The 24,678-nt window shown below is 70.5% G+C and carries 22 protein-coding genes and 1 riboswitch; of the genes, 9 read left to right on the top strand and 13 right to left on the bottom strand.

The features are described 5' to 3' along the window. Position 1: 1 nt before the first annotated feature. Genes fxlM through AB0H21_RS07415 form a run of 4 tightly spaced genes read right to left on the bottom strand, consistent with a single transcriptional unit; the run spans position 2 to position 5,601 of the window. Positions 2-1,219, bottom strand: coding sequence for a methyltransferase, FxLD system (fxlM, locus tag AB0H21_RS07430; RefSeq protein WP_358513096.1), 1,218 nt, complete (start codon positions 1,217-1,219; stop codon positions 2-4). Further along, positions 1,216-2,544 carry a lanthionine synthetase C family protein gene (locus AB0H21_RS07425; RefSeq protein ID WP_358513094.1) on the bottom strand — a complete coding sequence of 443 codons (1,329 nt, stop codon included), beginning with the start codon at positions 2,542-2,544 and terminating at the stop codon, positions 1,216-1,218. Before AB0H21_RS07425 ends, fxlM begins: the two co-directional genes overlap by 4 nt. Beyond that, complete coding sequence (locus tag AB0H21_RS07420; protein ID WP_358513091.1) at positions 2,541-5,399, bottom strand: lantibiotic dehydratase; 2,859 nt, start codon at positions 5,397-5,399, stop codon at positions 2,541-2,543. The genes AB0H21_RS07425 and AB0H21_RS07420 overlap by 4 nt, the downstream gene beginning before the upstream one ends. Positions 5,400-5,445: 46 nt before the next feature. Continuing rightward, positions 5,446-5,601: a hypothetical protein gene (locus AB0H21_RS07415; protein WP_358513089.1), complete on the bottom strand. Its 156-nt coding sequence runs from the start codon at positions 5,599-5,601 to the stop codon at positions 5,446-5,448. 294 nt (positions 5,602-5,895) lie between these two features. Between AB0H21_RS07415 and AB0H21_RS07410 the strand changes: the two genes are divergently transcribed. Further along, entirely contained in the window at positions 5,896-7,329 is a 1,434-nt protein-coding gene (locus AB0H21_RS07410) for a hypothetical protein (protein ID WP_358513087.1), read from the top strand. Here the strand turns inward: AB0H21_RS07410 and AB0H21_RS07405 are convergent. Both AB0H21_RS07405 and AB0H21_RS07400 read right to left on the bottom strand, forming a co-directional pair. Then, positions 7,326-8,339, bottom strand: a complete 1,014-nt coding sequence (locus AB0H21_RS07405) for an NAD-dependent epimerase/dehydratase family protein (protein WP_358513084.1) — start codon at positions 8,337-8,339, stop codon at positions 7,326-7,328. The two genes, AB0H21_RS07410 and AB0H21_RS07405, sit on opposite strands and share 4 nt — an antisense overlap. A gap of 107 nt (positions 8,340-8,446) precedes the next feature. Continuing rightward, positions 8,447-8,926: an ATP-binding protein gene (locus AB0H21_RS07400; RefSeq protein WP_358513082.1), complete on the bottom strand. Its 480-nt coding sequence runs from the start codon at positions 8,924-8,926 to the stop codon at positions 8,447-8,449. Positions 8,927-9,098: 172 nt separating this feature from the next. Here AB0H21_RS07400 and AB0H21_RS07395 point away from each other — a divergent pair, with 172 nt between their 5' ends. Beyond that, complete coding sequence (locus AB0H21_RS07395) at positions 9,099-10,376, top strand: hypothetical protein (RefSeq protein WP_358513080.1); 1,278 nt, start codon at positions 9,099-9,101, stop codon at positions 10,374-10,376. 113 nt (positions 10,377-10,489) lie between these two features. Here the strand turns inward: AB0H21_RS07395 and AB0H21_RS07390 are convergent, their stop codons facing one another. From AB0H21_RS07390 to AB0H21_RS07375, 4 genes are all read right to left on the bottom strand, one after another. After that, positions 10,490-11,173: an adenosylcobinamide amidohydrolase gene (locus AB0H21_RS07390; RefSeq protein ID WP_358514188.1), complete on the bottom strand. Its 684-nt coding sequence runs from the start codon at positions 11,171-11,173 to the stop codon at positions 10,490-10,492. Positions 11,174-11,210: 37 nt separating this feature from the next. Next, positions 11,211-11,999, bottom strand: coding sequence for an ABC transporter ATP-binding protein (locus tag AB0H21_RS07385; RefSeq protein WP_358513078.1), 789 nt, complete (start codon positions 11,997-11,999; stop codon positions 11,211-11,213). Continuing rightward, on the bottom strand, positions 11,996-12,919 hold the full coding sequence (locus tag AB0H21_RS07380) for an iron ABC transporter permease (RefSeq protein ID WP_358514186.1): 924 nt from the start codon (positions 12,917-12,919) through the stop codon (positions 11,996-11,998). Before AB0H21_RS07380 ends, AB0H21_RS07385 begins: the two co-directional genes overlap by 4 nt. Positions 12,920-13,074: 155 nt before the next feature. Beyond that, positions 13,075-14,028, bottom strand: a complete 954-nt coding sequence (locus AB0H21_RS07375) for an ABC transporter substrate-binding protein (RefSeq protein WP_358513076.1) — start codon at positions 14,026-14,028, stop codon at positions 13,075-13,077. A gap of 68 nt (positions 14,029-14,096) precedes the next feature. Next, positions 14,097-14,230: riboswitch (cobalamin riboswitch) on the bottom strand. Positions 14,231-14,833: 603 nt separating this feature from the next. Between AB0H21_RS07375 and AB0H21_RS07370 the strand changes: the two genes are divergently transcribed. From AB0H21_RS07370 to AB0H21_RS07340, 7 genes are all read left to right on the top strand, one after another. Next, on the top strand, positions 14,834-16,168 hold the full coding sequence (locus tag AB0H21_RS07370; RefSeq protein ID WP_358513074.1) for a cytochrome P450: 1,335 nt from the start codon (positions 14,834-14,836) through the stop codon (positions 16,166-16,168). After that, entirely contained in the window at positions 16,165-17,037 is an 873-nt protein-coding gene (locus tag AB0H21_RS07365) for a terpene synthase family protein (protein WP_358513072.1), read from the top strand. Before AB0H21_RS07370 ends, AB0H21_RS07365 begins: the two co-directional genes overlap by 4 nt. Then, entirely contained in the window at positions 17,034-18,632 is a 1,599-nt protein-coding gene (locus AB0H21_RS07360; protein WP_358513070.1) for a prenyltransferase/squalene oxidase repeat-containing protein, read from the top strand. Before AB0H21_RS07365 ends, AB0H21_RS07360 begins: the two co-directional genes overlap by 4 nt. Positions 18,633-18,876: 244 nt before the next feature. Continuing rightward, positions 18,877-21,315 carry a nitrate- and nitrite sensing domain-containing protein gene (locus AB0H21_RS07355; RefSeq protein WP_358513068.1) on the top strand — a complete coding sequence of 813 codons (2,439 nt, stop codon included), beginning with the start codon at positions 18,877-18,879 and terminating at the stop codon, positions 21,313-21,315. Continuing rightward, positions 21,315-21,743: a roadblock/LC7 domain-containing protein gene (locus tag AB0H21_RS07350; protein ID WP_358513066.1), complete on the top strand. Its 429-nt coding sequence runs from the start codon at positions 21,315-21,317 to the stop codon at positions 21,741-21,743. Before AB0H21_RS07355 ends, AB0H21_RS07350 begins: the two co-directional genes overlap by 1 nt. Continuing rightward, a complete protein-coding gene (locus AB0H21_RS07345) occupies positions 21,740-22,129 on the top strand; it encodes a DUF742 domain-containing protein (RefSeq protein WP_358513064.1) in 390 nt (129 codons plus the stop codon). Before AB0H21_RS07350 ends, AB0H21_RS07345 begins: the two co-directional genes overlap by 4 nt. Further along, positions 22,110-22,715, top strand: coding sequence for an ATP/GTP-binding protein (locus tag AB0H21_RS07340; RefSeq protein ID WP_358513062.1), 606 nt, complete (start codon positions 22,110-22,112; stop codon positions 22,713-22,715). Before AB0H21_RS07345 ends, AB0H21_RS07340 begins: the two co-directional genes overlap by 20 nt. A 1-nt stretch (position 22,716) precedes the next feature. Here the strand turns inward: AB0H21_RS07340 and AB0H21_RS07335 are convergent, their stop codons facing one another. The 3 genes from AB0H21_RS07335 to AB0H21_RS07325 all read right to left on the bottom strand — a co-directional run. Then, positions 22,717-23,340: a hypothetical protein gene (locus AB0H21_RS07335; RefSeq protein ID WP_358513060.1), complete on the bottom strand. Its 624-nt coding sequence runs from the start codon at positions 23,338-23,340 to the stop codon at positions 22,717-22,719. Continuing rightward, positions 23,330-23,569 carry a type II toxin-antitoxin system HicA family toxin gene (locus AB0H21_RS07330; RefSeq protein ID WP_358513058.1) on the bottom strand — a complete coding sequence of 80 codons (240 nt, stop codon included), beginning with the start codon at positions 23,567-23,569 and terminating at the stop codon, positions 23,330-23,332. The genes AB0H21_RS07335 and AB0H21_RS07330 overlap by 11 nt, the downstream gene beginning before the upstream one ends. 232 nt (positions 23,570-23,801) lie before the next feature. Beyond that, positions 23,802-24,678 (bottom strand): IclR family transcriptional regulator C-terminal domain-containing protein (locus AB0H21_RS07325; RefSeq protein ID WP_358513056.1); only part of this gene is annotated, 877 nt, incomplete at its 5' end.

Genomic DNA, 24,678 nt, shown 5'->3' with positions numbered 1-24,678 from the left:
GTCACCAGGTGACGGTCAGGAGCGTGTGGGGCTTGTCGATGACCGTCGTGGCGGTGACCTGGGACGGTTTGAGGCGCGCCTCGATGCGGGGGGTGGTGTCGCGGTGCTTTGTATCCCAATGCCCGAGCTGCTCCAGGAGCGTGGTCGTGAGGTCGTGGCGGCGAGGTCCGTGGGCGCGGACACCGAGCTCGAAGACGGGGCCGTCGTCGGCGGGTTCGCTGGGCCGGATGGTGAGATAGGCGAAGGAGTCGGTTTCGTTGGTCACGGCCGCGCCGCCCCACCGGAATGCCGGTGTCGCCAGGTCGGCGCCGACGGCCTCCGGTTGCGCGACGATCCGGCAGAATCCACGGCTGGTGGTCGCCAGCCACAGGTCGAGGTCCTGGAAGGGCCGGCCTGACCGGATCGAGATCCCCGACCAGGTGCGGGTCGCGGCCTGGGTGAGTGCGTGGGCGAGGGCGTTGGGCGGTGCGGTGCTTCCATCGCCGAGGAGCAGTGTGACACCCTCAGTGAGGGTGACGGAGGGTTCTGGCCGGGCGCCTATGCCGCGCATGGCCAGGAACCCGCAGGTCACCATGGAGCGGCTCACCAGATGGTCGTCATGGCGGTCGAAGGCGATGGAGCGAGTCGTCGCACCGATGATCCGCAGTGGCACGACGAGCCGTCCGGCCGGGGCGAGCTGCTGCCACCACGCGGGTGGCAGGTCCCAGGCTCCGGCGGTGACGATGATCCGATCGTAGGAGCCGGCGGGCGCGTAGCCCTCAGCACCGTCACCGCACAGCACCTCGACGTGCCCGTACCCGGTGCGGGCGAGAGCCGTCCGGGCCCCGTCGACGATATCGGTGTCGATGTCGACGGTGACGACGTGCCCTTCCGGGCCCGTCAGCTCGGCGAGGAGGGCGGCGTTGTAGCCGGTCCCGGCGCCGATCTCCAGGACGCGGTCTCCGGGCTGGACGTCGAGTTGCTCCAGCATCGAGGCGACGACCCCGGGCGCGGACGCCGAACTGAGCGCCGCACCGGCGATGTCCCGTTGAGTGACGACGGCGTCATCGGGAGCGTAAGCCGTCTCCAGCGAGACGCCGGGTACGAAGGGATGCCGGGGGACCGATCGCAACGCCGCCTCGACTCGGGCGGACCTGATCGTTCCGCGTGCGAGCAGGAGGTCGATCAGGTCGGCGTGGAGCCGGCCAGCGGTTTGATGGACGTCGGTGTCGGTATTCATCGCGGGAATCTACCTTCGATCGTGGCGTCGGACGGGGATTGAAACGGCGTGGGCAGCAGGAGGGCGGCGGTCCATCCGATGGGTGCCTTGGGGGCGGCCAATCCGCTCTGATCAACCAGGGCGAGGGAGATTCCGGCCGCACCGACCAGAAGTCCCGGTTCGTCGCTGACCCGGCCGTGGTCGTGGTGCTGGAAGAAGAAAGGGAGCTGCGGGTCGTACTGCGCGGTCAGGGCGTCGGCGGCGATGTCCGCGGTGCGGTTGCTGCCTGTTGCATCGGCGCACAGCAGCACTCCGGCGCTTCCGTGGCAGACGGTAGGCCCTTCGGTGTCCCATTCGCCGGTGCGGGCGGCGAGGGCGTCGATCGCGGAGCGCGCCACCTCGACCAGGTCCGGGTCGGCCAGCGCACGACCGGCGGCGAGGAGGGCGGCCCCGATGCCCGGCGCTCCATAGCACCAGGCGTCGCGACGGCCTCGGGTACTGGGGCCGGCACTGGTTCCGGCGAGGTCGTCGGCGGTGACCTGAGGTGGCCAACTATCGCCGGCCCGCCACTGGAGCAGCCATTGGGCGGCGGTACGGATCGCATCGGCCTGCGCGGCGCAGCCCCATCCGGTGAGCCGGCACGCTGCCAGGAACGCCAGCGGTCCGGCGATCCCATGGGCGAGTCCGGTGTTCGCGGCGTCGCGGTTGTGGGGGTCGGCGAGCGCGGCAGGGTTGTGTGGGTCCGGTCTCCACCAGCCGGGCCTGCCTCTGACGGGTGTTTCGATCATCGCGGTGAGCGAGCTGCCGGCGGCGAGGAGTCCCGGTTCGGCGTCCACGTGCCCGGCGTGGACGGCGGCAAGGAGGATCCGGCCGATCCCCGACAGGCCGTTGATGAGGTCGTAGGTTTGCCAAGGCGTTCCTGCATGACCAGCGTCTCGCCGTTCCTGCTGCCAGGCCGCTATCGCGGTGGCGCGGGCGGTGAGCCAACCGACGGAGCGGCGGACCGACGCCTGGTACGGCCCAGGGTCGAGCAGGTAGGGGGTGCCCAGGATCAGGGAGGCTGCGAGCGCGCCGACGCCGTTGAACACTCCGCCGGTCCGTGGAGGTTCGGAGATGCTCATGCGGGCTGCGCGGGCCCAGTGGAGGTCCGCCGCCGCCGCGAATCGCGGATGATGCGCCGACAGGCGGGCGTGCAGGAGCGCGGTTCCCGCCAACCCTCGCGACAGGGAGGTCGCGGCAGAACCGGTCGCGGCGATGATCGGTTCGGGGTCCAGGAGCCGATCGGCGATGGCGACGGCCATCTCGGCGGAGTCGGTGGTGCGGGTTCCAGGTGAGGTGGTGGTCATCGAGATCTCTCGGTGATGTGGGTGTGGCGCGCGATCAGGTCGGTGGCCAGGGCCCGGACGAGCTGCTCGTGGGTGGGCGCCAGCCGGTTGCAGTGCAGGTGGATCAGGTCGGAGGCGATACGGGCGCCTTGCGCGGGGGCAAGGACGGCGGCGTAAGTGTCCAGCGCCGATTCCCACCCGGGCGGTAATGGGCGATCCTGAGCGGCTCGTGTCCGCTTTCTCAGGGTGTTCGCGCGGCGATGGGATTCCCGATCGAGCCGCCCGCCCGGGACGGCACCGCCGCCGATCCGGGCGGCGATCGTGGCCGCGGCGATCGCGGCGATGGTCAGCCGAGCGTCCTCCTCCCGGGTGGTGGACAGGACGTCGAGGGCGAGCCGGCTGTCGGCGTCGAAGAATCGCTCCGCGGCGATGATGGCGGCTGTACCGCCGTACCGTCCGATCTCCTGGTCGTAGGGTTCGACGCAGAATCCCGAGATCAGGCGCTGACGCATGAGATCGGCCGCCCACTGCGACAGGGACGGCAGGACGATGCCGTTCACGTCCGTGGGATCGGCGTGGAATCGGACGCGGAGTTGCTCTCCGTGCCGGCGGTCGTGGTAGCGCAGCCAGAACCATCGGTCCCAGCGCCGGGGAATCTCCTCCATCCTCTGGGCCAGCGATCGGAGGATTTGGTCGTGGCAGCCGGCCGGGGCCTGGATGGCCAGCGACAGCCAGGGCCCGCCGGGAAGGTACAGTCCGGCTCCGGGACGGCGAACCGTAGGCGCCGCCATCGTCGCCGCCACCACCGTGGACGTGGGCGCGGGGGCCGCGCGGTCCAGGGAGACGACCAGCTCCAGGAAATGGCCGCCGTCGGGGCCGGGGAGAACGGCGGCGATGGTCTGGTCGCCTCCGGGCGGGGCTGCGACGGCCGCCAGGCCCCGCCGGACATAGCGGCGCAGCAGCTCGCGGTCGTCGGCCCGCCGCAGGTCCAGCAAAAGCTGTCGGTCGATGTCATCGGTTACCACGACGTCGGGAGGCTGCGGGAAGGTTGTTGATCGCCATGAGGTGAGGGCGGCCTCCCACCCGTCCAACGTCGTGGCGGCCCAGGCCAGATGCTCTGGCAGGACCCACCGGGCGTGCGTGAGCCAGGTGTCCCGGTAGCGGACTGCGGGAGTGAACGGCGTGGTGATACCCGTCCATGACCAGCAGTGCCAGGGACGTTCCCCCGCATGGCCCGCCAATGCCAGGAACCGGGCGACCGGAGGGAGCAACGACAGCGCGATCCGCGAGTACAGGACGGGCAGGACACGCTGGTCGTGGACCTGTGACCACACAAGGAGACGCCGACCGTCGGAGAACACCGTCAGATCCGTGAGGTCCACATCGCCGGGCCGGGCCGGGACTCCCACCGGGATGCGATGGGGGGCGAGCCCGGTCTCCGCTGCGACGGATGCGACGGCGTCGATGCGGGGACGCACCACCAGTTCGGCGACCAACGTGCCATCTTCCCCATCGGGGAGTTCCGAGGGTCGACCGAGCATGGCGACGAACCGGCCGCTGGTCGACAACGCGTCCTGTGAACCCCCGCACACCGCCAACTGGAAGCCGCGGTCCGCCCGCGTTGTGGTGTCGGTGGCGAGGACCCGAACGTAGATCTCGGCGCTGCGGGGGGCGGCGGCTCCGCTGCGGTTCGTCAGCCGGTCCACGGTCGCCTCGTCCAGGACGATCTCGGTTTCGCCCTTGGAGATGGCGTCGGACAGCAGTCGCGCCAGCACCGCTTCACGGCTGGTGTCGGGAGCCCCGGCCCCGATGGGAGTGACGTCGTCGACCGGGCCGAGGCCCATAACGGGATCGAGGACGTCCAAGAGCGGCACGGCCCGCAAGGTTCCATAGCGGGTGAGGAACCGCTGATGGTAGCCGGTGAGCGGGTCGATGCCCAAGCCGATCCGCCACAGGACGCCAGCGGCTTCAGCGGCCTTCTCCGCCACCTGAACGGGCAGCGTCACGGTGGCGTCCGCCTTGGTGTCAACACGCAGGAGCCGGTCCGTCGGGAGGATCTCCTGGGCGATGGCGGATGCGTCGGTGAGGAGTGCCAGCCGCTTCGGGCTGCCCACCCGGTGCTCGTCGGCCTCGGTGAGAAGATCGCGAAGCCGTTCCAGGGGCCGACGATGAAGTGAGGTGGCCGGGAGCCGGTCCAGCAGATGCCCCAGAGGATCAGCTCGCGGATCGTCGGGGAGCAGGTCGTGCAGCAGGAAACCGCCATCGATCAACTCGCGCAGGAGTCTCGGCCCTCGATCTGGAGCCGCCTGCGGCCACCGTCTCGCCAGCTCGGCGACTGCATGTGCCGCCGGCAAGCCGTCTCGGCAGGCCCGCAGGACGAAGGCGGTCACCTCGGTGTTACGGACGCTGATCGTTACCGGCCGGGACGAGCAGCCGCCCATCGGACGCTCGATCTCACAACGGTCTCCTCGCACGACGGCGAGGTTGCTGGTCGTCAGCCTCACCTTCGACAGTCCCTCGGCTTCGCCGATGACCGAGCACGCCAACAGTCTCAGCCAATGCGGATCAGGGTTCGTGACGGTCCGATGGTCCGCGCCCAGGCGCAGGTGCGGCTCTCCCGAGAATCGGGCAGGGGCGACACCCGCGAACAGTCCCTGTGGGGTGGTGCGGGTCCGTGACCGCGTCGCATAGGCACGCCAGGTCAACGCTCCTGGACCGGAATCGTCGGACGCGTTCCGCGCCGATCCGCTGGCCACCATGACCGCCTCGTCCAGCAGAGGGTCCGTGCGGTCGGTGTCGTGGCCAGACCTACGCGCCGGGCGAAGGGGAATGCGCGCCAGCGCGCCGGTTCGGGCGGTGAAGATCGGACGGGCCACAGCACACTCTCCTTGGTGAGGGCCGTGGCCCGTCGAATGGTGGGGGTCAGCTTCGCGGGTCGGGGTAGCTGCAGGCGGGCAGCGTGCCGCAACCGTTGTCGGTGACCGCGTCGACGGCCAGCAGGTTGCCGTCTACCGCCCTGGCGTCAAGGTCGAACAGATCCATCGTCAGTCCGTCGATGATCTTGCTGCCGTTCTTCATGGGAGAACTCCGTTTCGCTAGCACGCACTGGCGTGGTTCGCGGCTCCCTGGCGCGCTGCCGGCCAGGAGCCGGACGCCTACGAGTCGGACTCGGGCGTGGGTCGAGCATGATGGGCGGTGCGATGACTTCGGGAGGTCGTCGCCAGCGACTTCTCGCGTCCTGTCACGACGCCGCTGTGACTTCTATGCGACACGGACGGGACATCTGCGACATGTCGGGCGGGCTGCTTTCACAGCCGAGTTCGGCGGCCTACGCTGCCAGCGACAGGACACGCCGGGAAGGGCTGGCTTGCCATGAAGCAGGTAGAGGAGACCTACCTCAAGCAGCTCGTCCGGGCACGGGATGTGCTGCCGTACAAGAGGTTCGTCCGCGTTTACGAGAAGACCGCCCGTGACCTTGAGCTACGGGGGCTCAGCGTGGAGCGGCGGCAGTATCTGCGCTGGCTGGCCGGCGAGGTGAAGGGGCTTCCGCTACCGGACGCCTGCGCGGTCCTTCAGGCGATGTTCGGTCAACCGGCCGACAAGTTGTTCACCAAGGTGCCCGTCCAGGTGAACTTTCCCGCATCTGAACCCAACCCTGAGGTGATCGACTTGTCACCGCGTCGCGGTGCCGTGTGGTCGACACCCCAGCCCTCAGCCGGGCCTGATCCCCGGGCCGTTCCCGCAACCCTGCACGAGTTGATGATGTCCGCTGCTGAGCAGTCCCGCGATTCCGCTGCCAACGCCGAAACGGCGCTGGGCCGATCCACCCTGGAACTACTTGAGGGCGACGTGATAACGCTCGCCCGAACCTACCTTTCCCAGTCGCCCGTCGTGATGTTTCCCAAGATCAGCGAATTACGGACCCGAGTGGAGGCCAAGACACGGCAGTCTCGGCAACCAGACCAGCTTCGCGATCTGTCCTTCATGAACGGCGTGCTCTGCGCACTGCTGGCCGAGGCGAGTAACGACCTGGGCATGCACCACATGGCCAACGACCATGCCCGTGCCGCGTGGGTCCACGCCAACAACATCGGGCACGTGCCGCTCGCGGTGTGGGCCCGCGGCATGCAGGCGACCTCGGCCTACTGGAACAACGCCCCGAATGACGCGCTGGTCGCGATCTCCCGTGCCGAAGAGCACCGTCCCACCGGGGTACCAGCAGCTCGGCTGAACAGCATCAGAGCGCGCACATGGTCGCACTTGGGAAACACCGAGCGGACGCTACAAGCCGTGCGGGACGCTCAAGAAGCTCGGGCCACCGCCCCAGACGATGAACACGACGACTTGGCCTACGTAGGTGGCGTCTTCGACTGGGATCGTGTTCGGGAAGAGCGGTGCGCCTCCACCGCGGTTCTCGAACTGATCCGGCGGCGACACGCCGAACTGGACCAGCGCGCGTTGCAGCGCCTCACGAACCTGATTCTCGATCATGCCGACCGGGCGCGGACCATGTCACAGGCCGAGCCCGCCGAAAAGCGCTCCCCCATCGTAGAGGCGACCATCCTGCTGGACATGGCCACGGCCCGGCTCCTGCTCGGCGACGTGTCCGGCGCCCATGACACGCTGCGCCCCATATTCAGCCTCCCGGGAGACATGAGGACCTTCCCGGTGCTTCACCGGTTGCGAGGCATCCGGGCCCCGCTCGCCCAGATTCAGACGACCCGCGCGGTCCAGGAGCTGGCCGAAGCGCTCAGGGACTTCAATGCCGGATCGACGGTGCGAGCGCTTCCCCCGGGGACGTCCTAGCCGGCGGCCTCTGTGCGGGTGTCCCATGTCGCGATGAGTTCCGCTTCCCGCTCGCGCGAGATGCCCAGCTCCGCGGCCCGTTCGGAGGAGACCGCAGTGCCGCCGCACAGCCATTGCCAGGTGTCGGCGACGGTCTCCTCCAGCGGCCGGCATCTCAAGCCTGCGGCGCGAGCCCGGGCGGCATCCACGTGCCAGGTGCCTTCGTAGTCGCGCCACAGGGGCAGACCGACCCATTCGGGAACACCATGCTCGCGTAGGAACGCGTCCTCCACCCAGACCAGCTCGGCGCCGGCACCGGTCACCTGGAGGCAGGTGTTCAGGAACCGCCCGAACGTGGAATGGCCGATCGGCGCGGTCACGTTGTAAGACCCTGCCAGATCCCGTTCGGCGACGTCGAGAGCGAACGTCGCAACGTCGCGCACGTCGACCGGCTGGATCGGCCAGTCCGGCCGACCTGGGGCGAGCACCCGGCCGCCGGCACGGATCCGGTTCAACCACCAGGGGATCCGGCCGACGTACTCGTGCGGGCCGAGTATGACGCCGGGGCGCAGCAACGTAGCCCGGTCCCCGAAACAGTCGGAGACCGCCTGTTCACATCCGGCCTTGAGACGGCCGTACTCCTCCGCGCCGCTCTCTCCGGCCGGGCCGACCGGGATGTACTCGCGGACCAGTGAATCATCCGTGAGCGGGAGGTCGGGCCACCCCTTGTACACATTGACCGTGGACACGAAAACGTACCGTGCGACAGAACCGGACAGGGCGCTGGCGGAGCGCTGGACGAGCGAGGCCGTCATGCCGCTGGTGTCGATGACGCCGTCCCAGTCACCCTGCGCGGCGAGTGCTTCCAAGTCCTCACCGCTGGTGCGGTCTCCGCGCACCGCTGTGACACCGGGCACGTCGGCACCGGACGCGCCACGGTTGAACGTCACCACCTCGTGGCCACGACACAGCGCCTCTTCCGCTACCGCGCGCCCGAGGAACTTCGTACCGCCGAGGATGAGAAGTCGCATGGGTCAGATCCTGGCGTACGCACGGGCAGGAAGGCCATTCTCCCGTACGTGCCTCCCTTCGCCTGTGCGGAGGGCAGTGCCGTCTCCTCGCCGTGTCGCCTCTTGACCTACCCGTCGCGCGCCTCTTGGTAGGTGGCGCGACTGCTGCCAGCCAGGAGAGAGCCTGGCGGCTCGTCGTCCTGCGGGGGCTCGCGGGGGTCGAGGGCGAACCAGACCGTGCAGCCGGCCGCCTCCTTGATGAAGCCCCAGCGCCTGGACAGGCTCCGGACCAGGCGGATGCCGCGTCCGCGCTCGGCCAGGTCGTCGGCCGGGACGCGGCACACGCACGGCACCGTCGTCGTACCCTGGTCGGTGACCTTGACCTGGACGGTGCCGTCCCATTCGACGAGGACGCCGACAGCGATCTCCGGCGAGGCCGCGTGCGTCACGGCGTTAGCAAAGAGTTCCGAGAGCAGCAGCGTGGCGTCGTCGCGGCGCGCGTGGTCGGCGAGGACCTTGCGCAACCACCGCCGGGCCTCCCCCACGGATGCCTCCGTACCGGGGAAAACGGCGCTTTCCTGGCGCCCGTCGTAGGAATAGATTCTCATTCGGCCTGGTGTCCTTCTGCGGGGGAATCTTGACACCCCCAGAAAACCGGCCACCCGCACCCCGCCGACGATGTTCGCCGTGACATACGGCCCGACTTTTCTCCGCCGACCGCCCTTCCTTTTCTTGACCGTTGCATTACCGTACGCATTGATACGATTACCGGAGGTGGTCATGGCGAAGCAGTGGACCCTGTTCGAGCGGGCGTGCGCCGATCGGGGCTGGGAGCGACCGGGGGCGTTCCTCGCGGCGTTCGCGCAGGCGGCGCACCTGATCGGCGAGCCGGTCACACTGACCGACCGCCAGTTCCACCGCTGGTGCAGCCCTGACCCACCCCGGCCGCGTCCGAAGGCCTGGCGGGTCCTGCACGCCATGTTCGGCATCAGCCCCGCCGACCTGGGTTTCCCGCCCGCGCCATACGGTGAAATAAACCCATGTACGTTTCTAATAACAGACCAAACAGAGGAAACGGACGTGAACCGGCGGACATTCGTTACAACCGCTGCCGGAGCTGCGGCCGGTGTCGCCATTGGCTCCCTTACGCCCCCAGAGGCCGTCGGCACACCCCACGTCCAGGAGTTGCGCGCGGGACTGCGCTCTCTCCAGACCCTGGGCGATGCTCATGGTGGTAGTGACGTGCGACCACTGGCCATCCGGCACCTGCAACGCATCCACCGCATCATCGAGACCAGTCGCTATCCCGACACGATCGGGCGCCAGCTTCGCCTGCTGGCGGGGGAAACCGCCAACCGCTGCGCTTACGTCCACTTCGACGCCTGTGATCACGAGACTGCTCGGCATTACTGGGGCGAGGCGCTGACCATCGGCACCACTATGCAGAACGATGAGCTCAAGGCCCAAGCTCTGGCGATGCTCGGTTTCCAGGCGAACTACGAGGGGAGGCCACGGCACGCACGCGATCTACTGGGAGCGGCAAAGAAGTACGCCGAAGCCATGAAGTCCTCTGTGCTGCTGTCGATCATCGCCAGCCGAGAGGCACATGCCCTTTCTCTCCTGGGGGATCACCTCGCCGCTCGTGCAGAGTTGGCCCGTGCGATGCGGTTGATGGAGCACCCCCAGCGAGGGCGTCCTGCCCCCACGTGGACGGCGTTCTATGACCGGGACGAACTTGAGCACGTTCAAGGACTGCTCTATACAGAGACTGGACAGCACCAGGCCGCAGTCTCGTACTTTCGCTCTTCTCTGGAACACACCGCTGCCTCATATGGCCGGAACCGCATCACCAGCCAAATCACTCTTGCACACAGTCTGGTACGGGCTGGGGATGTCGATGAAGGCTCGGCAATGGCCGTCGCCGGCCTCGGCCAACTCCACGAAGTCTCATCCGGTCGGGTAAGAGCCCTAGTGGTAGCTCTACGCAACCTGCTCAGCTCTATCGACACCGTCAGCGCCCGCGAATCCACCGAGGCACTGACGGAACACCTTCATTAATTAATCGGACGCGTTCTCCAACCGAGCGAAGTGCTCACGGACGATTTGCTAGCACCTCTCGTCCGGCCGCACCGGCCAGGCGCGGATCGACCGCCTGCTGGGCACCGCCGGCTTCACGTCGTAGCCCCGAGGGCGTCCCCGGGCTCGATGTCGTGGACGGCCGCCCAGTCGTGCGCGCCCTCCAGTACGGCGTGGTGGACGGCGCGCGCGACGCGGGCGCCCCAGGTCGAGCGGGGGCCGCCGAACGCCTCCTGCGGGCCGGTGGCGGGCACGGCCACGCAGACGGCGTCCGAGGCGGTGCCCGTGCAGGCGTACCCGGCCTCGATCAGGGCCTGGGTCTTGGCCTCCGTCACCGTCATCACGGTGTTGACCAGGGCGGCGTCGCTCATGGCCACGGGGACGGCCACGATGATGTTGATCGTCCCGGGGTGGACGGGCTCGCGCCGCGCGGGCCGCAGCTCCGGGTCGGGCGCCCCCTCCGGCGACGCGGCCCAGGTGGGGACCCGCAGCCCGACGGTCGCGACGGCCTCGGCTCCCCCGTCCTCGCGGCGGGTGTAGCGGGCGACCGAGGCCGCGGTCATCATGCCGACCCCGGGGCCCGGCGGGGCGAGCTCCCTCAGGTGTTCCGTCGGGTCCATGCGCGCGTACCCGGCCACCACCTGCGCGTTGAGCACCCACTCGCGCGGGCCGATGCCGCCGCCGAGGACGGCCGAGGAGATCATGCGCCAGCCGGGGCCGAACTCCCACAGAAGCGAGGCGAGGCGCGCGCCGTCCTCGTGCCGGTGGCTCAAAGACAGCACGGGCGCTCCTCACGGGCGGGTCTCATGGGCGGGCTCATGGTCGCACGAGGTTGACCAGCGGGCGTCCGCCCGGGCCGGCGCTGACGTGGACGCGCGCGCCGAAGTGGCGGGCGAGCAGCGGCTCGGTGAGCACGTCCCCGGCCGGGCCGGAGGCGACGTGCCGGCCGCCGGCGATGAGCAGCATCGTGTCGGCGTACTGCCCGGCGAGGCCGAGGTCGTGGATGGTGGTGACCACCGTGAGCCCGTCGGCGAGGCGCAGCCCGTCCACGAGCTCCAGCACCTGCTGCTGGTGGCCGAGGTCGAGGGCGCTGGTGGGCTCGTCCAGCAGCAGGACGGGCGCCTGCTGGGCGAGCGCGCGTGCGAGGACGACCCGCTGGCGCTCGCCGCCGGACAGGTGGCCGAGCGGGCGGCCGGCGAGCGGGGACAGGGCGAGGCGTTCGAGCACCGAGCCGGTGATCTCCCTGTCTCGGCGGGACTCGTGGCCGAGATAGGAGATGTACGGCGTGCGGCCCAGCATGGCGTACTCGAACACGGTCATCGCCGGGGGGAACAGCGGGTCCTGCGGGGCGTACGCCATCAGCCGGGCGCGCTGCCGGGGCCGGAGGCCGCGCGCGGGCACGCCGTCGACGAGCACCTCGCCCCGGGACTCCACCATGCCCATCATGGCGCGCAGCAGCGTGGACTTGCCCGCGCCGTTCGGGCCGATGACCGCCAGCCATTCGCCGCCGCGCACCGACAGCCCGACGCCGGACAGGACGGGTCGCCCGTCCAGCGAGACCTCCAGGTCCCGCACCTCGACCGGGGGCGCGCCGTCCCCGGTCACACGCTCACCGCCCGGGTGGCGCGCAGGACGCCGACGAAGAACGGCGCCCCGACGAAGGCCGTGACCACGCCGATCGGCAGCTCGGCCGGGGCGAGCATCGTTCGGGCGAGCAGGTCGGCGAGCACCATGAACGCGGCCCCGCCCACCAACGACAGGGGCAGCACGACCCGGTAGGAGCCGCCCGCCAGGCGCCGCACGACGTGCGGGACGACCACGCCGACGAACCCGATGAGCCCGCTGACCGCGACCGCCGACGCCGTGGCCAGGGAGGCGGCGCACAGGACGACGAGCCTGACCCGCCGGGCGTCGACGCCGAGGCCGACCGCCTCGTCGTCCCCCACCGACAGCACGTCCAGCAGCCGCCCGTGGGCCAGCAGGACCACCGACGACACCACGGCGTACGGCGCGACCAGCCACACCTGCGACCAGTCGCCGCCGATGCCGCCGAGGATCCAAGAGTAGATCTTCTGCAACTGCTCGACGCGGATCTGCTGCACGAACGCCTGGAGCGCGGCGAGGAACGACGACACCGCGACCCCGGCCAGGACCAACGTGGCCGTACCGCCGCCGCGTCCCGCCGTACTTCCGAGCGCGTACGCCAGCAGCACCCCGCCGATCGCCCCGCCGAACGCCGCGAGCGGCACCAGGCCGTCCACCTGGATCAGCACGATCATCAGGGTGGCGGTGAAGCCCGCGCCCGCGGCCGCGCCGAGCAGGTAGGGGTCGGCGAGCGGGTTGCGGAACACGCCCTGGTAGCCGGCGCCGGACATCGCCAGCAGGCCTCCGACGATCGCCGCCAGCACCACGCGGGGCAGGCGCAACTGGACGAGCAGCCCCTTCTCGACCGGCGACAGCCCGGAGTCGACCGTGACGAAGGGCAGCCGGTCGAGCAGTTCGAGCGCCACGCCCTTCAGTGGCATGCCGACCGCGCCGATCACCAGCCCGAGCAGCACGCAGACGGCCAGCACGGCGAGCGCGACCGTGAGGGCGGCCGTCCGCGACCGCGCCGAAGCCCCCGGGGCCGCGATGGGCGCCGGGGACTCGGGCGGGGGCTCGGTGGAAACCGTCGCGGGTTTCAGCCGGAGGCCTTCCCGACGGCCTCGCCCACCATTTCGACGAGGTCGACGACGCGCGGCCCCCAGCGGGAGGCGATGTCGTCGTCCAGGGGGATCACCCGGTCGTTCTTGATCGCCGAGAGCCCGGCCCAGCCCGGCCGCTTGGCGAGGGTCTCCTTGGACTGGCCGCAGCACTTGATGTCGGCCAGGAAGATCAGGTCGGGGTCGGCCTTGACCACGAACTCGCTGGACAGCTTGGGGTAGCCGCCGGCCGTGTCGGGCGCCTTGTCCGCGATGTTGGTCAGCCCGAACAGGCCGTAGATCTGGCCGAGGAACGTGCTGGAGGTCACGGAGTACGGCGTGCTGTCCAGCTCGTGGAGGTAGGTCAGGTTCTTGCCCTTGGGCGCGGCGGCGGCGAACGCGTCGATCCGTCGCTTCATGTCCGCGGCGACCTGGCCGGCCTTCTCCGCGTTGCCGGTGGCCGCCCCGAGGTCGGTGACCTCGTCGTAGGCCTCGTCCAGCTTGGTGGCTGCGGGCTCCAGCAGCACCGGGACGCCGACCTTGGTGAGCGCGGCGACGACGCCGTCGATGTCGTTGGACACAATGACCAGGTCGGGCTGCTTGGCGATGATCGCCTCGGCGTTGGGCTTGAACCCCGACAGGTCGGTCTTGGGCGCCTCCGGCGGGTAGTTCGACTGGTCGTCGACGGCGAGGACCTGAGGGCCCGCGCCGATCGCGAACAGGGTCTCCGTATGGCTGGCCGACAGAGAGATGATCTTCGTTGGCTTCTTGGCGATCGTCACCGGGCCGTTGCCGGCCTGGACGGTCACCGGGAAGCCCGCGGCCTGCGCGGTTTCGCCGGGGGATGTGGCGGGGGCGGGGGTGGTCTCTGCGGTGCCGGTCGGCTGGCCGCATCCGGCCAGCGTCAGCGCACCCAGCAACGCGCCCGCCAAGGCCGTGCGTACGGGCCTCACGTGGGTTCCTCCTGTTGCCGGGAAACGAGGGACCCGTGATGTGGGACGGATCACCCTTTTTCCACGAGGGTTGACGACGTCGGCGCGGCAGGAGGCGACCTGGCTCGATCCGGGGGGATCTCACAGTTGCGGGACAGCGCCGGACTCACACCGGCTTCGCTCCACGCCGCGCGTCACCGGAACCGTATCAACTGGGTTCATTGCCGCCTCCAGCGCGGCGGGTTCAGGGCGCTGTGCCCATGGCCTCGCTCCGCTCGGCGGTTCGGGGCGCTCCTTTAGGCGGCGTTCTTCCGTCGTCACTCGGAAGGGGTTCGTTCCTCACCCCTTCCTCCCTCCTCCTCCAGAACACCGCCGCGCCCCGAACCTGCCCATGGCCTCGCTCCGCTCGGCGGTTCAGGGCGGCCTTCAGGGACCGGCTCCGATCAGGCCCACCGACACCGGTTCCACGCTCGGGTCCCCGATGTGTGCCGACACTGGCGGCGGGACTAGCCCAGCCCAGGGCGTACCGGTCACGAGCCTCATGACGGCGGATATCCGGACAGTACAACCTGCCGTAGTCGGCCGGACCATTGACCGAAAATCTTGCTCCAGGTCAGAAGATCGTGATATCAACTCGATCATGTGTCACTTTGCCGTAAGAGTAGCCGCTTGGGAAGTTTGCGGCTTCTGCGGCACCCGGTGTTCGACGTAGAGCTCCCGGCGAGACGAGGAACCCCTCGTAGCGGTGCGCCTCTGGGTCGTTGAAAGGGTGGAGAACGTCGGAATGCCGGTCGAAATCAACGCTGCCCGTACCAGGAAACGGAACATGCTGGCACGGGTGGCGCCGGCCATCGTGCGCGACCCCGCGAACGGCCTGGCCGCGCTGGGCAGGCAGGCCGGCGGGCGGATCGTCCGGCTGAACCTCGGCGTGCTGCGGCCCTACCTGGTGACCCACCCCGACCACGTCCAGCACGTCATGCGCGACAACTGGACCAACTACAGCCGCCAGGGCATGTTCTGGCAGCCGCTCGGCCGCCTGCTCGGCGACAGCATCCTCGGGGACGGCCCCGGCTGGGAGGCCAGCAGGAGGATCCTCCAGCCGCTGTTCACGCCGAAGTACGTCGCCGCGCTCGCCGGGACGATCGCCGCCACCGTCGACGCGCGGATCGAGGAACTGGAAGCGCGCGCCCGCTCGAAGGACCCGATGGACGCCGCCCGCACGATGGGCGCCATCGTCAACCAGAGCGTCGTGCGCGTGCTGTTCGGCGACCGGATCTCCCTGCGGGACGGCGAACGCCTCACCTCCGCCTACCACACGGCCGACGCGGCGGTCTTCACCCGGCTGCTCCTGCCGTTCATGCCGTACCGGGTGCCGCTGCCCGGAGACCGGGCGTTCAAGACCGCGGTCTCGACCATCGACGAGATCATCTTCCCGTTGATCCGCGAGGTCAGGCGGGACGCGGCCGACGGCTCCGACGTCGTCTCGGCGCTGTGCCGCGCCCAGGAGGCGGACGGCACGCCGCGCGACGACCGGCGCGTCCGCGACGACCTCGTCAGCATCTACGCGGCGGCGTCGGTGACGACGGCGTCGACGCTCACCTGGACCTGGCCGCTCCTGGAGGCCCACCCCGAGGTGGCCGCGAAGGTGTACGCCGAGATCGACCGCGTGGTCGGCACCGGCCCCGCCCTGCCCGCGCACGTGCCCGAGCTGCGCTACACCAAGATGGTGCTGCAGGAGGTCATGCGCCTCTACCCCTCCGGCTGGCTGCTGCCCCGCACGGTCGTGCGGAGCGAGACCCTCGGCGGGACGCGCCTGAAGGCCGGCTCGATGGTGCTGATCAGCCCGTACGTCACCCACCGGCTCGACGAGGTGTGGGACCGGCCGCTGGAGTTCGACCCCGAGCGGTTCTCCCCCGACCGCGGCGAGCGGCGGCACCGGTACGCGTACTTCCCCTTCGGCGGCGGCGCGCACCAGTGCGTCGGCAAGCACCTGTTCTACATGGACGCCCCGCTGATCATGGCCGCCATCCTGAGCCGGTTCCGCCCGGCGGCGCTCGGCGGCCGTACCCCCGCGCCCGCGGCGACGGCGCTGCTGCGCCCGCGCGGCACGGTGGGACTCCGGCTGCTTCCCGTGAACTGCGCCGGGCAGGGCCCGCGATGACGGCTCCCGCCCGCGAGTGGCCGGGCGCCACGGAGTCCGGGCTGATCTGCGCGGTCGCCGGAAGCTCCCAGCGGCAGATGCGCGAATGGCTCGAGGCCTACCCGGGCCTGTTCTCGGCCAAGCCGTTCGACGACGCGCTGACCAGCACGTTGTCCCTGGCCATGGCGTTCAGCGGCCCGTGGTTCACCGCCGAACGGCTCTCGGTGGCCAACAAGGCCACCCTGTGGGCGTTCGGGCTCGACTGGCAGGTGGACTACGTCGCGGCCTCGGCGCCCGAGGTGGACGACATCGCCCGCCGGTGCCTGGCCGCCGCCGACGGCGCGGACCCGGCCCCCGGCGACGACCTGGCGCGGTTCCTGGCCGACCTCCGGCGGGACCTGTCCGCCGCCCCCGCCTTCCCCGCGCTCGGGCACGTCTGGCGCGAGGAACTGCGGGTCATGCTGGCGGCGATGCGCCTGGAGCGGGAGTGGCGCGACGCGGGCACGGTCCCCTCACTGGAGCAGTACCTCGGCAACGCCGACAACCTGGGCTTCACTTTCGTCTTCGTCTCCCATCTGATCCACACCGGCGCGCCGTCCGGCGCCATCGCGGCGGTGCGGGAGGCGGCTGCGGCCGTGCAACGGGTGATCCGCCTGCTGAACGACCTCGGGACCTACCGGCGGGACGTGGAGTGGGGCGACCTGAACGCCCTGCTGCTCGGCGCGCCCCGCGAGGAGGTGGACCGGCGCCTCGCCGCGCTGGCGGCCCGGGCCAGGGAGCTGATCGAGCCTCTGCGGGACGGCGACCCCCTGATCGCCGGCTACCTCGAACGTCAGATGGACTTCTGCGCGGGCTTCTACCGGCTCGCCGACTACTGGGGCGACTTATGAGCATTCACGGTGACGCGCTGACCGCCGACGTCGCCGCCGAGGCCCGAACCCTGGTGTCCGGGCTCATGACGCGCCCGTGGGGTGACGCCTCGCCCTCGGTGTACGAGACGGGGCGGCTGGCGGCCCTGGCCCCGTGGCTGACCGGGCACGCCGAGCGGATCGCGTTCCTCGTGGACACCCAGCGCCCGGACGGCCTGTGGGGTCCGCACGAGGACTACGCGCTCGTCCCCACGTTGAGCGCGGCGGACGCGCTGCTCGGCGAGCTCGTCCGGACCTCCCCCGCCTGCTCCCCTGCCGTGGCGGAGGCCGCCGGACGCGCCCTGCGCGCGCTCGGGCTCCGGGCGCGGCGGGGCTTCGGCGCGCCGCTGCCGGACATGCCCGCGATCGAGCTCGTCGTCCCCGCGCTGGTCACCTCGGTCAACCGGCTCGTCCGCGCCCTCGCCGGCTCCTCCGTGCCCGGGGCGTGGGAGTCCTGCCCGCTCTTGCCCTTCCCCGAGGACATGGACGACGCGCGGGTGCGGCTCGTCCGCGAGCGTCTGCGGCAGGGCGCTCCCCTGCCGGTGAAGCTGATGCACGCCCTGGAGGTCGCGGGCGAGGCCGCCGTGCGGGCCCCCGCCGTCGTGGTGACCCCCGAGGGGACGGTGGGCGCGTCCCCGGCCGCCACGGCCGCCTGGCTGGGCGAGCCCGGCGGCCCCGGACGGTCGGCGCCGCTGGCGCACGAGCACCTGGAGGCCGTCGTGCGGCTGTCGGGCGGCCCGGTGCCGTGCGCGGTCCCGATCACGGTGTTCGAGCGCGGGTGGGTGGTGAGCTGGCTGCTGCGCGCCGGCATCCCTGTGGACGTGCCGGACGAGCTTGTGGCGAGCCTCGGCGAGCGGATCGACCCAGACGGGGTGGCGGCGGGGCCGGGGCTGCCCGCCGACGCCGACACGACGTCGGTGGCGCTGTACGCGCTGGCGCTGCTCGGCGCCCCGCGCGAGCCCGGCAGCCTCTGGGCGTACCACACCGGCACGCACTTCAGCACGTGGCTCGGCGAGGACGGGCACTCGACGACGGTGAACGCCCACGTGCTGGACGCGTTCGGCCAGTTCACGGCGGCCCGCCCCGACGCGCGCCCGCGCTACGCGGAGGCCGTCCGGCGGCTGGCGGCCTGGCTGTGCGCGCGGCAGCGGGCGGACGGGAGCTGGACGGACCGCTGGCACGTCTCGCCGTACTACGCCACGGCGTGCTGCGCACTGGCGCTCGGCGAGTTCGGCGGGACGGCGTCGCGCCGGCCGGTGCGGCTGGCGGCGGACTGGGTGCTCTCGTCCCAGCGCCCGGACGGTTCCTGGGGGCTGTGGGACGGCACGCCCGAGGAGACGGCGTACGCGTTGTACCAGCTCCTGCTGGCCGGGGGCGGCACCGCGGGGAGCGCCAGGAGCCGGCGTCTGTCGGCCGCGATCGAGCGGGGGCAGGAGTACCTTCTGCGGTCCGCCGGGCGGGTCGAGGACCCGCCGATGTGGGTGGACAAGGACCTGTACCTGCCGGTGGCGATCGTCCGGGCCGTGGTCACGGGGGCGCTCCACCTGGCACGGAGCGTCACGACGTCGGAGCACTAGAGGGCACATCAGCCGACAAACGTGATACCGAATCGCATAACCCGACAGCCAACCCGACATGTTTACAAAAGTGACACAGAACAGTCGGAGAACCATTTGCCATCGTGCTAGGGTTCCCCAGTGCGATGCGGTGGAATACCTCATTGCCATGCGATGCGGCGCAATAGAGCACGATAGCGTGACCTGAGCTTTATGCGCCGCGAACCGTGATATGAGCTTCCTGACGCTCGCCAGGGATGGACTTATGCGCTTCCGTAATTCGCGTATTCGGACCAAGGTCACGGCGCTCCTGCTGTCGCTGGTCGCCCTGTGGGGGTTCGCAGCCTGGGTCACCCTGCGTGAGGGCTTCAACGTCCTGTGGGTCGCCACCCTGAACTCCGGCATCGCCGACCCCGGCGAACGGCTGAGGGTCGAACTGCAGCAGGAGCGCAGGCTCACGCTCGTCCTGCTGGGCGCCCCCGGCTCCAGCCAGCAGCGCATCGCCCTGAACGCGCAGCGGACCAGGACCGACGACGCGAGCGCCGACTTCCGCAGGCAGGTCACGAGCACGTCCGTCCAGGACGCGGCCAGTGAGACCCTCAGGCGGCGCATCGACGAGGCGACCCAGGAGCTGCGGGTCCTCGGCCCGATGCGCGAGCAGGTGGACGAGGGCCTGATCGACCGCGGGCGCGCCTCCGTCGCGATCACCGGCGTCGTAGACGCGCTCTTCCGCGTCTACGACTCGATGGCCACGCTGGACGACGCCGACTTCGCCAAGGACACGCGCACGTTCATCGAGCTCAGCCGCGCCGGCGAACTCCTCGCGCAGGAGGACGCCCTGATCGCCGGATCCCTGGCCGCGGGCGGCCCCGGCGAGAGCGAGCGGGCACAGTTCGCCCAGCTCGTCGGCACCCAGCGGTTCCTGTTCTCCAAGGTCGCCGCCGAGCTGCCCACGTCCGACCGCGCGGCCTTCGAGCAGATGACCAAGAGCGAGCCGTACAACCGCCTGCGCCGCCTCGAGAACCAGCTGATGCTCACGCCCCGGCCCCAGCTCGCCCCCGTGGACGGCGCGCGCTGGAAGTCGGCCACCGGCGCGGTCCAGGGGCAGGTCGAGAAAGTGCTCACCACCGGAGGCGCGAAGCTCGTCGAACGCGCCCGGCCGATCGCCACCGGCGTCGTCGTCCGGCTGGCGCTGGCCGGCGGGCTCGGGCTCATCGCCGTCATCGCCTCGATCATCCTGGCCATCACCACGGCCCGCGCCCTCGTACAGCGCCTGGAGGAGCTGCGCGCCGCCGCCCTGGAGCTGGCGGGCCGCAAGCTGCCCAACGTGGTCGAACGGCTCGGCCACGGAGAGGACGTCAACGTCGCCGAGGAGGCGCCGCCGCTCGCCACGGGCAACGACGCGATCGGCCAGGTGGGCCAGGCGTTCAACACCGTGCAGGAGACGGCGATCCGCGTCGCGGTCGAGCAGGCCGAGCTGCGGCGCAGCTACCGCGGCATCCTGCTCAGCCTGGCCCGGCGCACGCAGTCGCTGGTCCACCGGCAGCTCACCATCCTGGACGCCATGGAACGGCGCGAGACCGAGCCGGCCGAGCTGGCCGACCTGTTCCGCGTCGACCACCTGGCCACCCGCATGCGGCGCAACGCCGAGAACCTCATCGTCCTGTCCGGCGCCTCCCCCGGCCGCGCCTGGCGCCGCTCGGTCCCGATGGTCGACGTCGTGCGCGGCGCACTCGCCGAGGTCGAGGACTACACCCAGGTCACGCTGATGCCCATGGGCGAGGCCGAGCTGGCCGGCCGCGCGATCGGCGACGTCATCCACCTGCTGGCCGAGCTGATCGAGAACGCGGTCTCGTTCTCGCCGCCGTACGCGTCGGTCCAGGTCAGCGGCCAGGAGGTCGCCAAGGGGTATGTCGTCGAGATCGAGGACCGCGGCCTCGGCATGACCCCGGAGGACCTCGCCGACGCCAACGAGCGCATCACCGACCCGCCGGAGTTCAAGCTCTCCGGCACCCCGCGCCTCGGCCTGTACGTGGTCAGCCGCCTGGCGTCCCGGCACAACATCAAGGTCACGCTGAAGGCCTCTCCGTACGGCGGCACGACGGTGGTGGTCCTGATCCCCCGCGAGCTGATCGACGGCGACGCCGACTTCGAACCCGGCACGGAGCCCATGACCGACGAACACGACGCACCGCGCCCCGGTGCCGTCGTCCCCGCGCAGGGACGGCACCGCACCGGCGAGTTCCCCGCGATCACCACCGGTGACCCCCGCCCGGCCGCCCTCCCCTCCCCTCCCGCGGGCGGGCTTCCCCCGGCGCCGGAGGGCGCGGGCCTCCACCCCACGAACGGCCGCCACGCGAACGGCAACGGCCACCCGGTGAACGGGACACGCGACGGCGGTCCCACGCGGGCGTCGTCCTTCGACCCCGGCCCCACCGCGGCGACACCCGCGGAAGACCCCACCTTCACCCCATCCGGCCTGCCCCGCCGCGTCGCCCAGGCGCACCTCGCGCCCGAACTGCGCAACGAGCCGGCCACCCCCGCCGCCGAGGCCCGGGAGGACGAGGAGGACGGCTTCTCCCCCGAGGAGCTGCGGCGGCTGATGGGCTCCTTCCAGAGCGGCACCGAACGCGGGCGCTCGGAGGCGGCCGGGCTGCCGCGCCGCCGCGCCAAGCGTGAACAGGCAGAAGAGGACAGCGAGTGATGCAGAGGACCAGTTCCCCCGCCGATCTGACCTGGCTGCTGGACGACCTGGTCCAGCGGGTGAGGGAGGCCGAGCACGGGATCGTCCTGTCCACGGACGGGCTGCTCCTCGCGTCGTCGCGGGGGCTCGGCCAGGCCGACGCCGAGCACCTGTCCGCCGTGGCGGCAGGGATCCAGAGCCTCGCCCAGGGGGTCGGCGAGCGTTTCGAGGGCGGGGCAGTACGCCAGACCATCGTCGCCATGAAGTCGGCCTATCTGGTGGTCACCGTGGCAGGCCAGGGCGCCTGCCTCGCGGTCCTGTGCGCGCAGGACGCCGACGTCGGCCTCGTCGCCTACGAGATGGCCATGCTCGTGGCCCGCGTCGGGCAGTACCTCACCTCCCCCGCACGATCGGAGAACCCTTCCCCAAGGAATGAGGGCGCCACATGACGAGCCTCTCCGACGGCAGCGCGGACGAGCAGTGGCTCGACGACGAGGCCGGACGCATCGTCCGCCCGTACGTCATGACGCGCGGACGCACCCAGCCGAGCCGGGGCAAGATCGACCTGATCACCCTCGTCGTGACCATCAACCCCGTGATCACTGCGGAACCCGGTCTCGGCCCCGAGCATCACAAGATCGTCAAACTCTGCGACCGGCCGTTGTCCGTCGCCGAGATCGCCGCTCACCTCGACCTCCCGGCCGGAACCGTGCGCGTCCTCCTCGGCGACCTCGTCGACAGAGGATTCGTGGCCATCCAGGAACCCGTGCGTGAGACCGACGTTCTCGACCTGGAAACCTACAAGGCGGTGCTCAATGGACTACGGAGTCTCTAGGCGCGACGTCGGCCGGGCGAAGCTGCCCACCGCGATCAAGATCCTGATCGCGGGCGGTTTCGGGGTCGGGAAGACCACGATGGTGGGATCGGTGTCGGAGACCCGGCCCCTGCGCACCGAGGAGATTCTCACCGACCGCGGCGTCGGCGTCGACGACCTGTCGGGCATCGAGGCCAAGAAGACCACGACGGTCGCCATGGACTTCGGCCGCATCTCGATCGGCGAGGACCACGTCCTGTACCTGTTCGGCACGCCCGGCCAGGAGCGGTTCTGGTTCGTGTGGGACGAACTGGCCCTCGGCGCCATGGGCGCGGTCGTGATCGCCGACACGCGCCGCCTGGCCGACTGCTTCCCGTCCGTCGACTACTTCGAGCGGCGCGGCACGCCGTTCATCGTCGCGGTCAACTGCTTCGAGGGGGCCCGCCAGTACGACATCGAGGAGATCCGCATGGCCCTGGACCTCGGCCCGGACTTCCCCGTCGTACTCTGCGACGCGCGGCAGAAGGAGTCGAGCAAGAATGTGCTGGTCACCCTCGTCCAACACGCCATGCAAACCCGCACCACCCGCGAACCCGCGCCCCACTGACCTACGCGCATATTCCGGTACGCAGCGTGGCGGTCGGTGTGACGATCTTGAGGTCTCGGACCACCTCGGACAGCTTCGTCTCCAGGGTGTAGGCCTTGGAGGCGATGGTCGCCGTCTCGTCGTCGACCGCCATCCGGCCATGGGCGAACGGCACTGTGACGATCATGACGTCGGCCACGGAGACGGCGACGTTGGCGATGTCGCCCCTCGGGTCGAGTTGTTGCATGACCCATCCGATGGTGTCGGACATCACACCGCAGATGTAGACGACCTCTCCCAGTTCGGTGGCGGGGGCGGAGACGAGCCCCGCCGCTTGGGCGGGATCCGAAATGATCGCCCGGCCGAGAGCCTCACGGGTGGCCTGACGCGCGTCCGCGTGGCCGTCGACGGCCGTACGGATGACGACCTCTCCGTCTCCGATGTCGTAGTGCCGTTCGTGATGTTCCTGGACCGCGTAGGGCCCCGGCTCCTCGAAGTGGAATTCGAGCGCCTCCTGAAGCTCGGCGCGCAATTCCCCCAAAGAGGGACGTCCGTACAGGAAACCCGGCGCCTGAGGCGACGTGGCGTAGAAATCGCGGCCACCCCGATCTTCCCTGACGATCAGGTGAATGATCTCACCGGTCACCTCGCACCACCCTCAACGCCTCGTCCATGTCCAGCCCTACCTGCTTGACCAGTATGTCTCTGACGACCCCGGGGGCGATACTCCCGCCATGAAAAGAGAACGTCACCCTCTGCCTGCCCTCGCAGACGAGCTTCCGATGTGATCCTTTGCAGGCGACCTCCTCGTATCCGAGAGCGAGCAGGATACGCAGCAACTCCTGCGGCTTGAGAGAGGGGAATGGGTTCGGCACGTCGACCTTCCTGGTGAGCCCGCGCCACCCTACCCGTCACTCTGCGCAGGAGTACGTGACTATGGGCGATCAGGCCTGTCCACTGTCGGCCATGCCGCCCGTCCCGCCACCTCGCCGAATTGCTCGTCGCCGACGTGGGCCGGTGACGGCCTACTCGAACACGCCGATGCAGCGCGCCTGCTCGAACGAAGTCAGACGTCGATGACCGGGGAGGTCCGGGCGGACACCGAACTCAGCCGAGTGCGTCACCGGCAAGCCGGCGCCCGATCGTCTCCGCGGCGCCGATCGCCTCGCGGTGGAGTCGCACGCGGTGGGCTTCGACCTCCCGCGGAGGGCCGACCAGGCAGACCGCGGCGGCGACCTCGCCGGCGAGCCCGTGCACCGGTGAGGTCACCGAGGCCAGACCGTTCTCGCCGTACTCACTGATCATCACCGACCCGTCCCGGCGGACGTCGTGCACCACCGTGAGGAAGTCGCCGGCGGTCCGGGGAAACCTGCGGCCGGTCGGCCGTGCCGTCGTCGTGAACAGCTCGACGATGTCGGGATCCGACATCGCCGAGACCAGAGCCGGGGCACCGTCCGAACCGGTGAGAGGGAAGGGACGATTCAGCCAGGAGGCCGTGCGCAGCTCGCCGGGCGCGATCGCCTCGGCCACCGTGATGCTCTTGGCTCCCACCAGCGTGGTCAGGTACGCGCAGATTCCGTGCTCGTCGGCCAGGCGGCTCAGGACCTCACCGGCGGCGCCGGCCAGCCTGGCCGGCAGGCGCGCCGGGTACCAGCCGCCCAGACGCAGGGACGCGCGGTAGCCCGCGGACGGTGTGCCCTCGATCAGGCCGGCCGCGCCCGCCGAGGCGAGCAACCGCGCCACCCGCTCCGGGCTGCATCCCACGGCGAGGGCGAGTTCACGTGCCCGCGACCACGGCCGGCACGCCACCTGCTCGACCAGCCGCAACCCGATTTCGAGGCTCGGGGAATCGGCGGCGTCCTCGCTCCAGGCCGCGCCTGCTCCGGCCGGCGGGCCGCTCGCGTCCTCGACGTTCGCCAGGTGGTGGCCGAGCCGCGCTTGAGCCGCCCGCAGCGCATGCCCGGCACGGCCGTGGCCGGTGTCC

Origin of the sequence: Sphaerisporangium sp. NPDC051011 (genome assembly GCF_040653595.1) — a bacterium.
In the GTDB taxonomy this organism is placed as follows: Bacteria; Actinomycetota; Actinomycetes; order Streptosporangiales; family Streptosporangiaceae; genus Sphaerisporangium.
The sequence above is the reverse complement of the archived record's forward strand: the minus strand, read 5'-3'. Positions and strand labels throughout refer to the sequence as shown.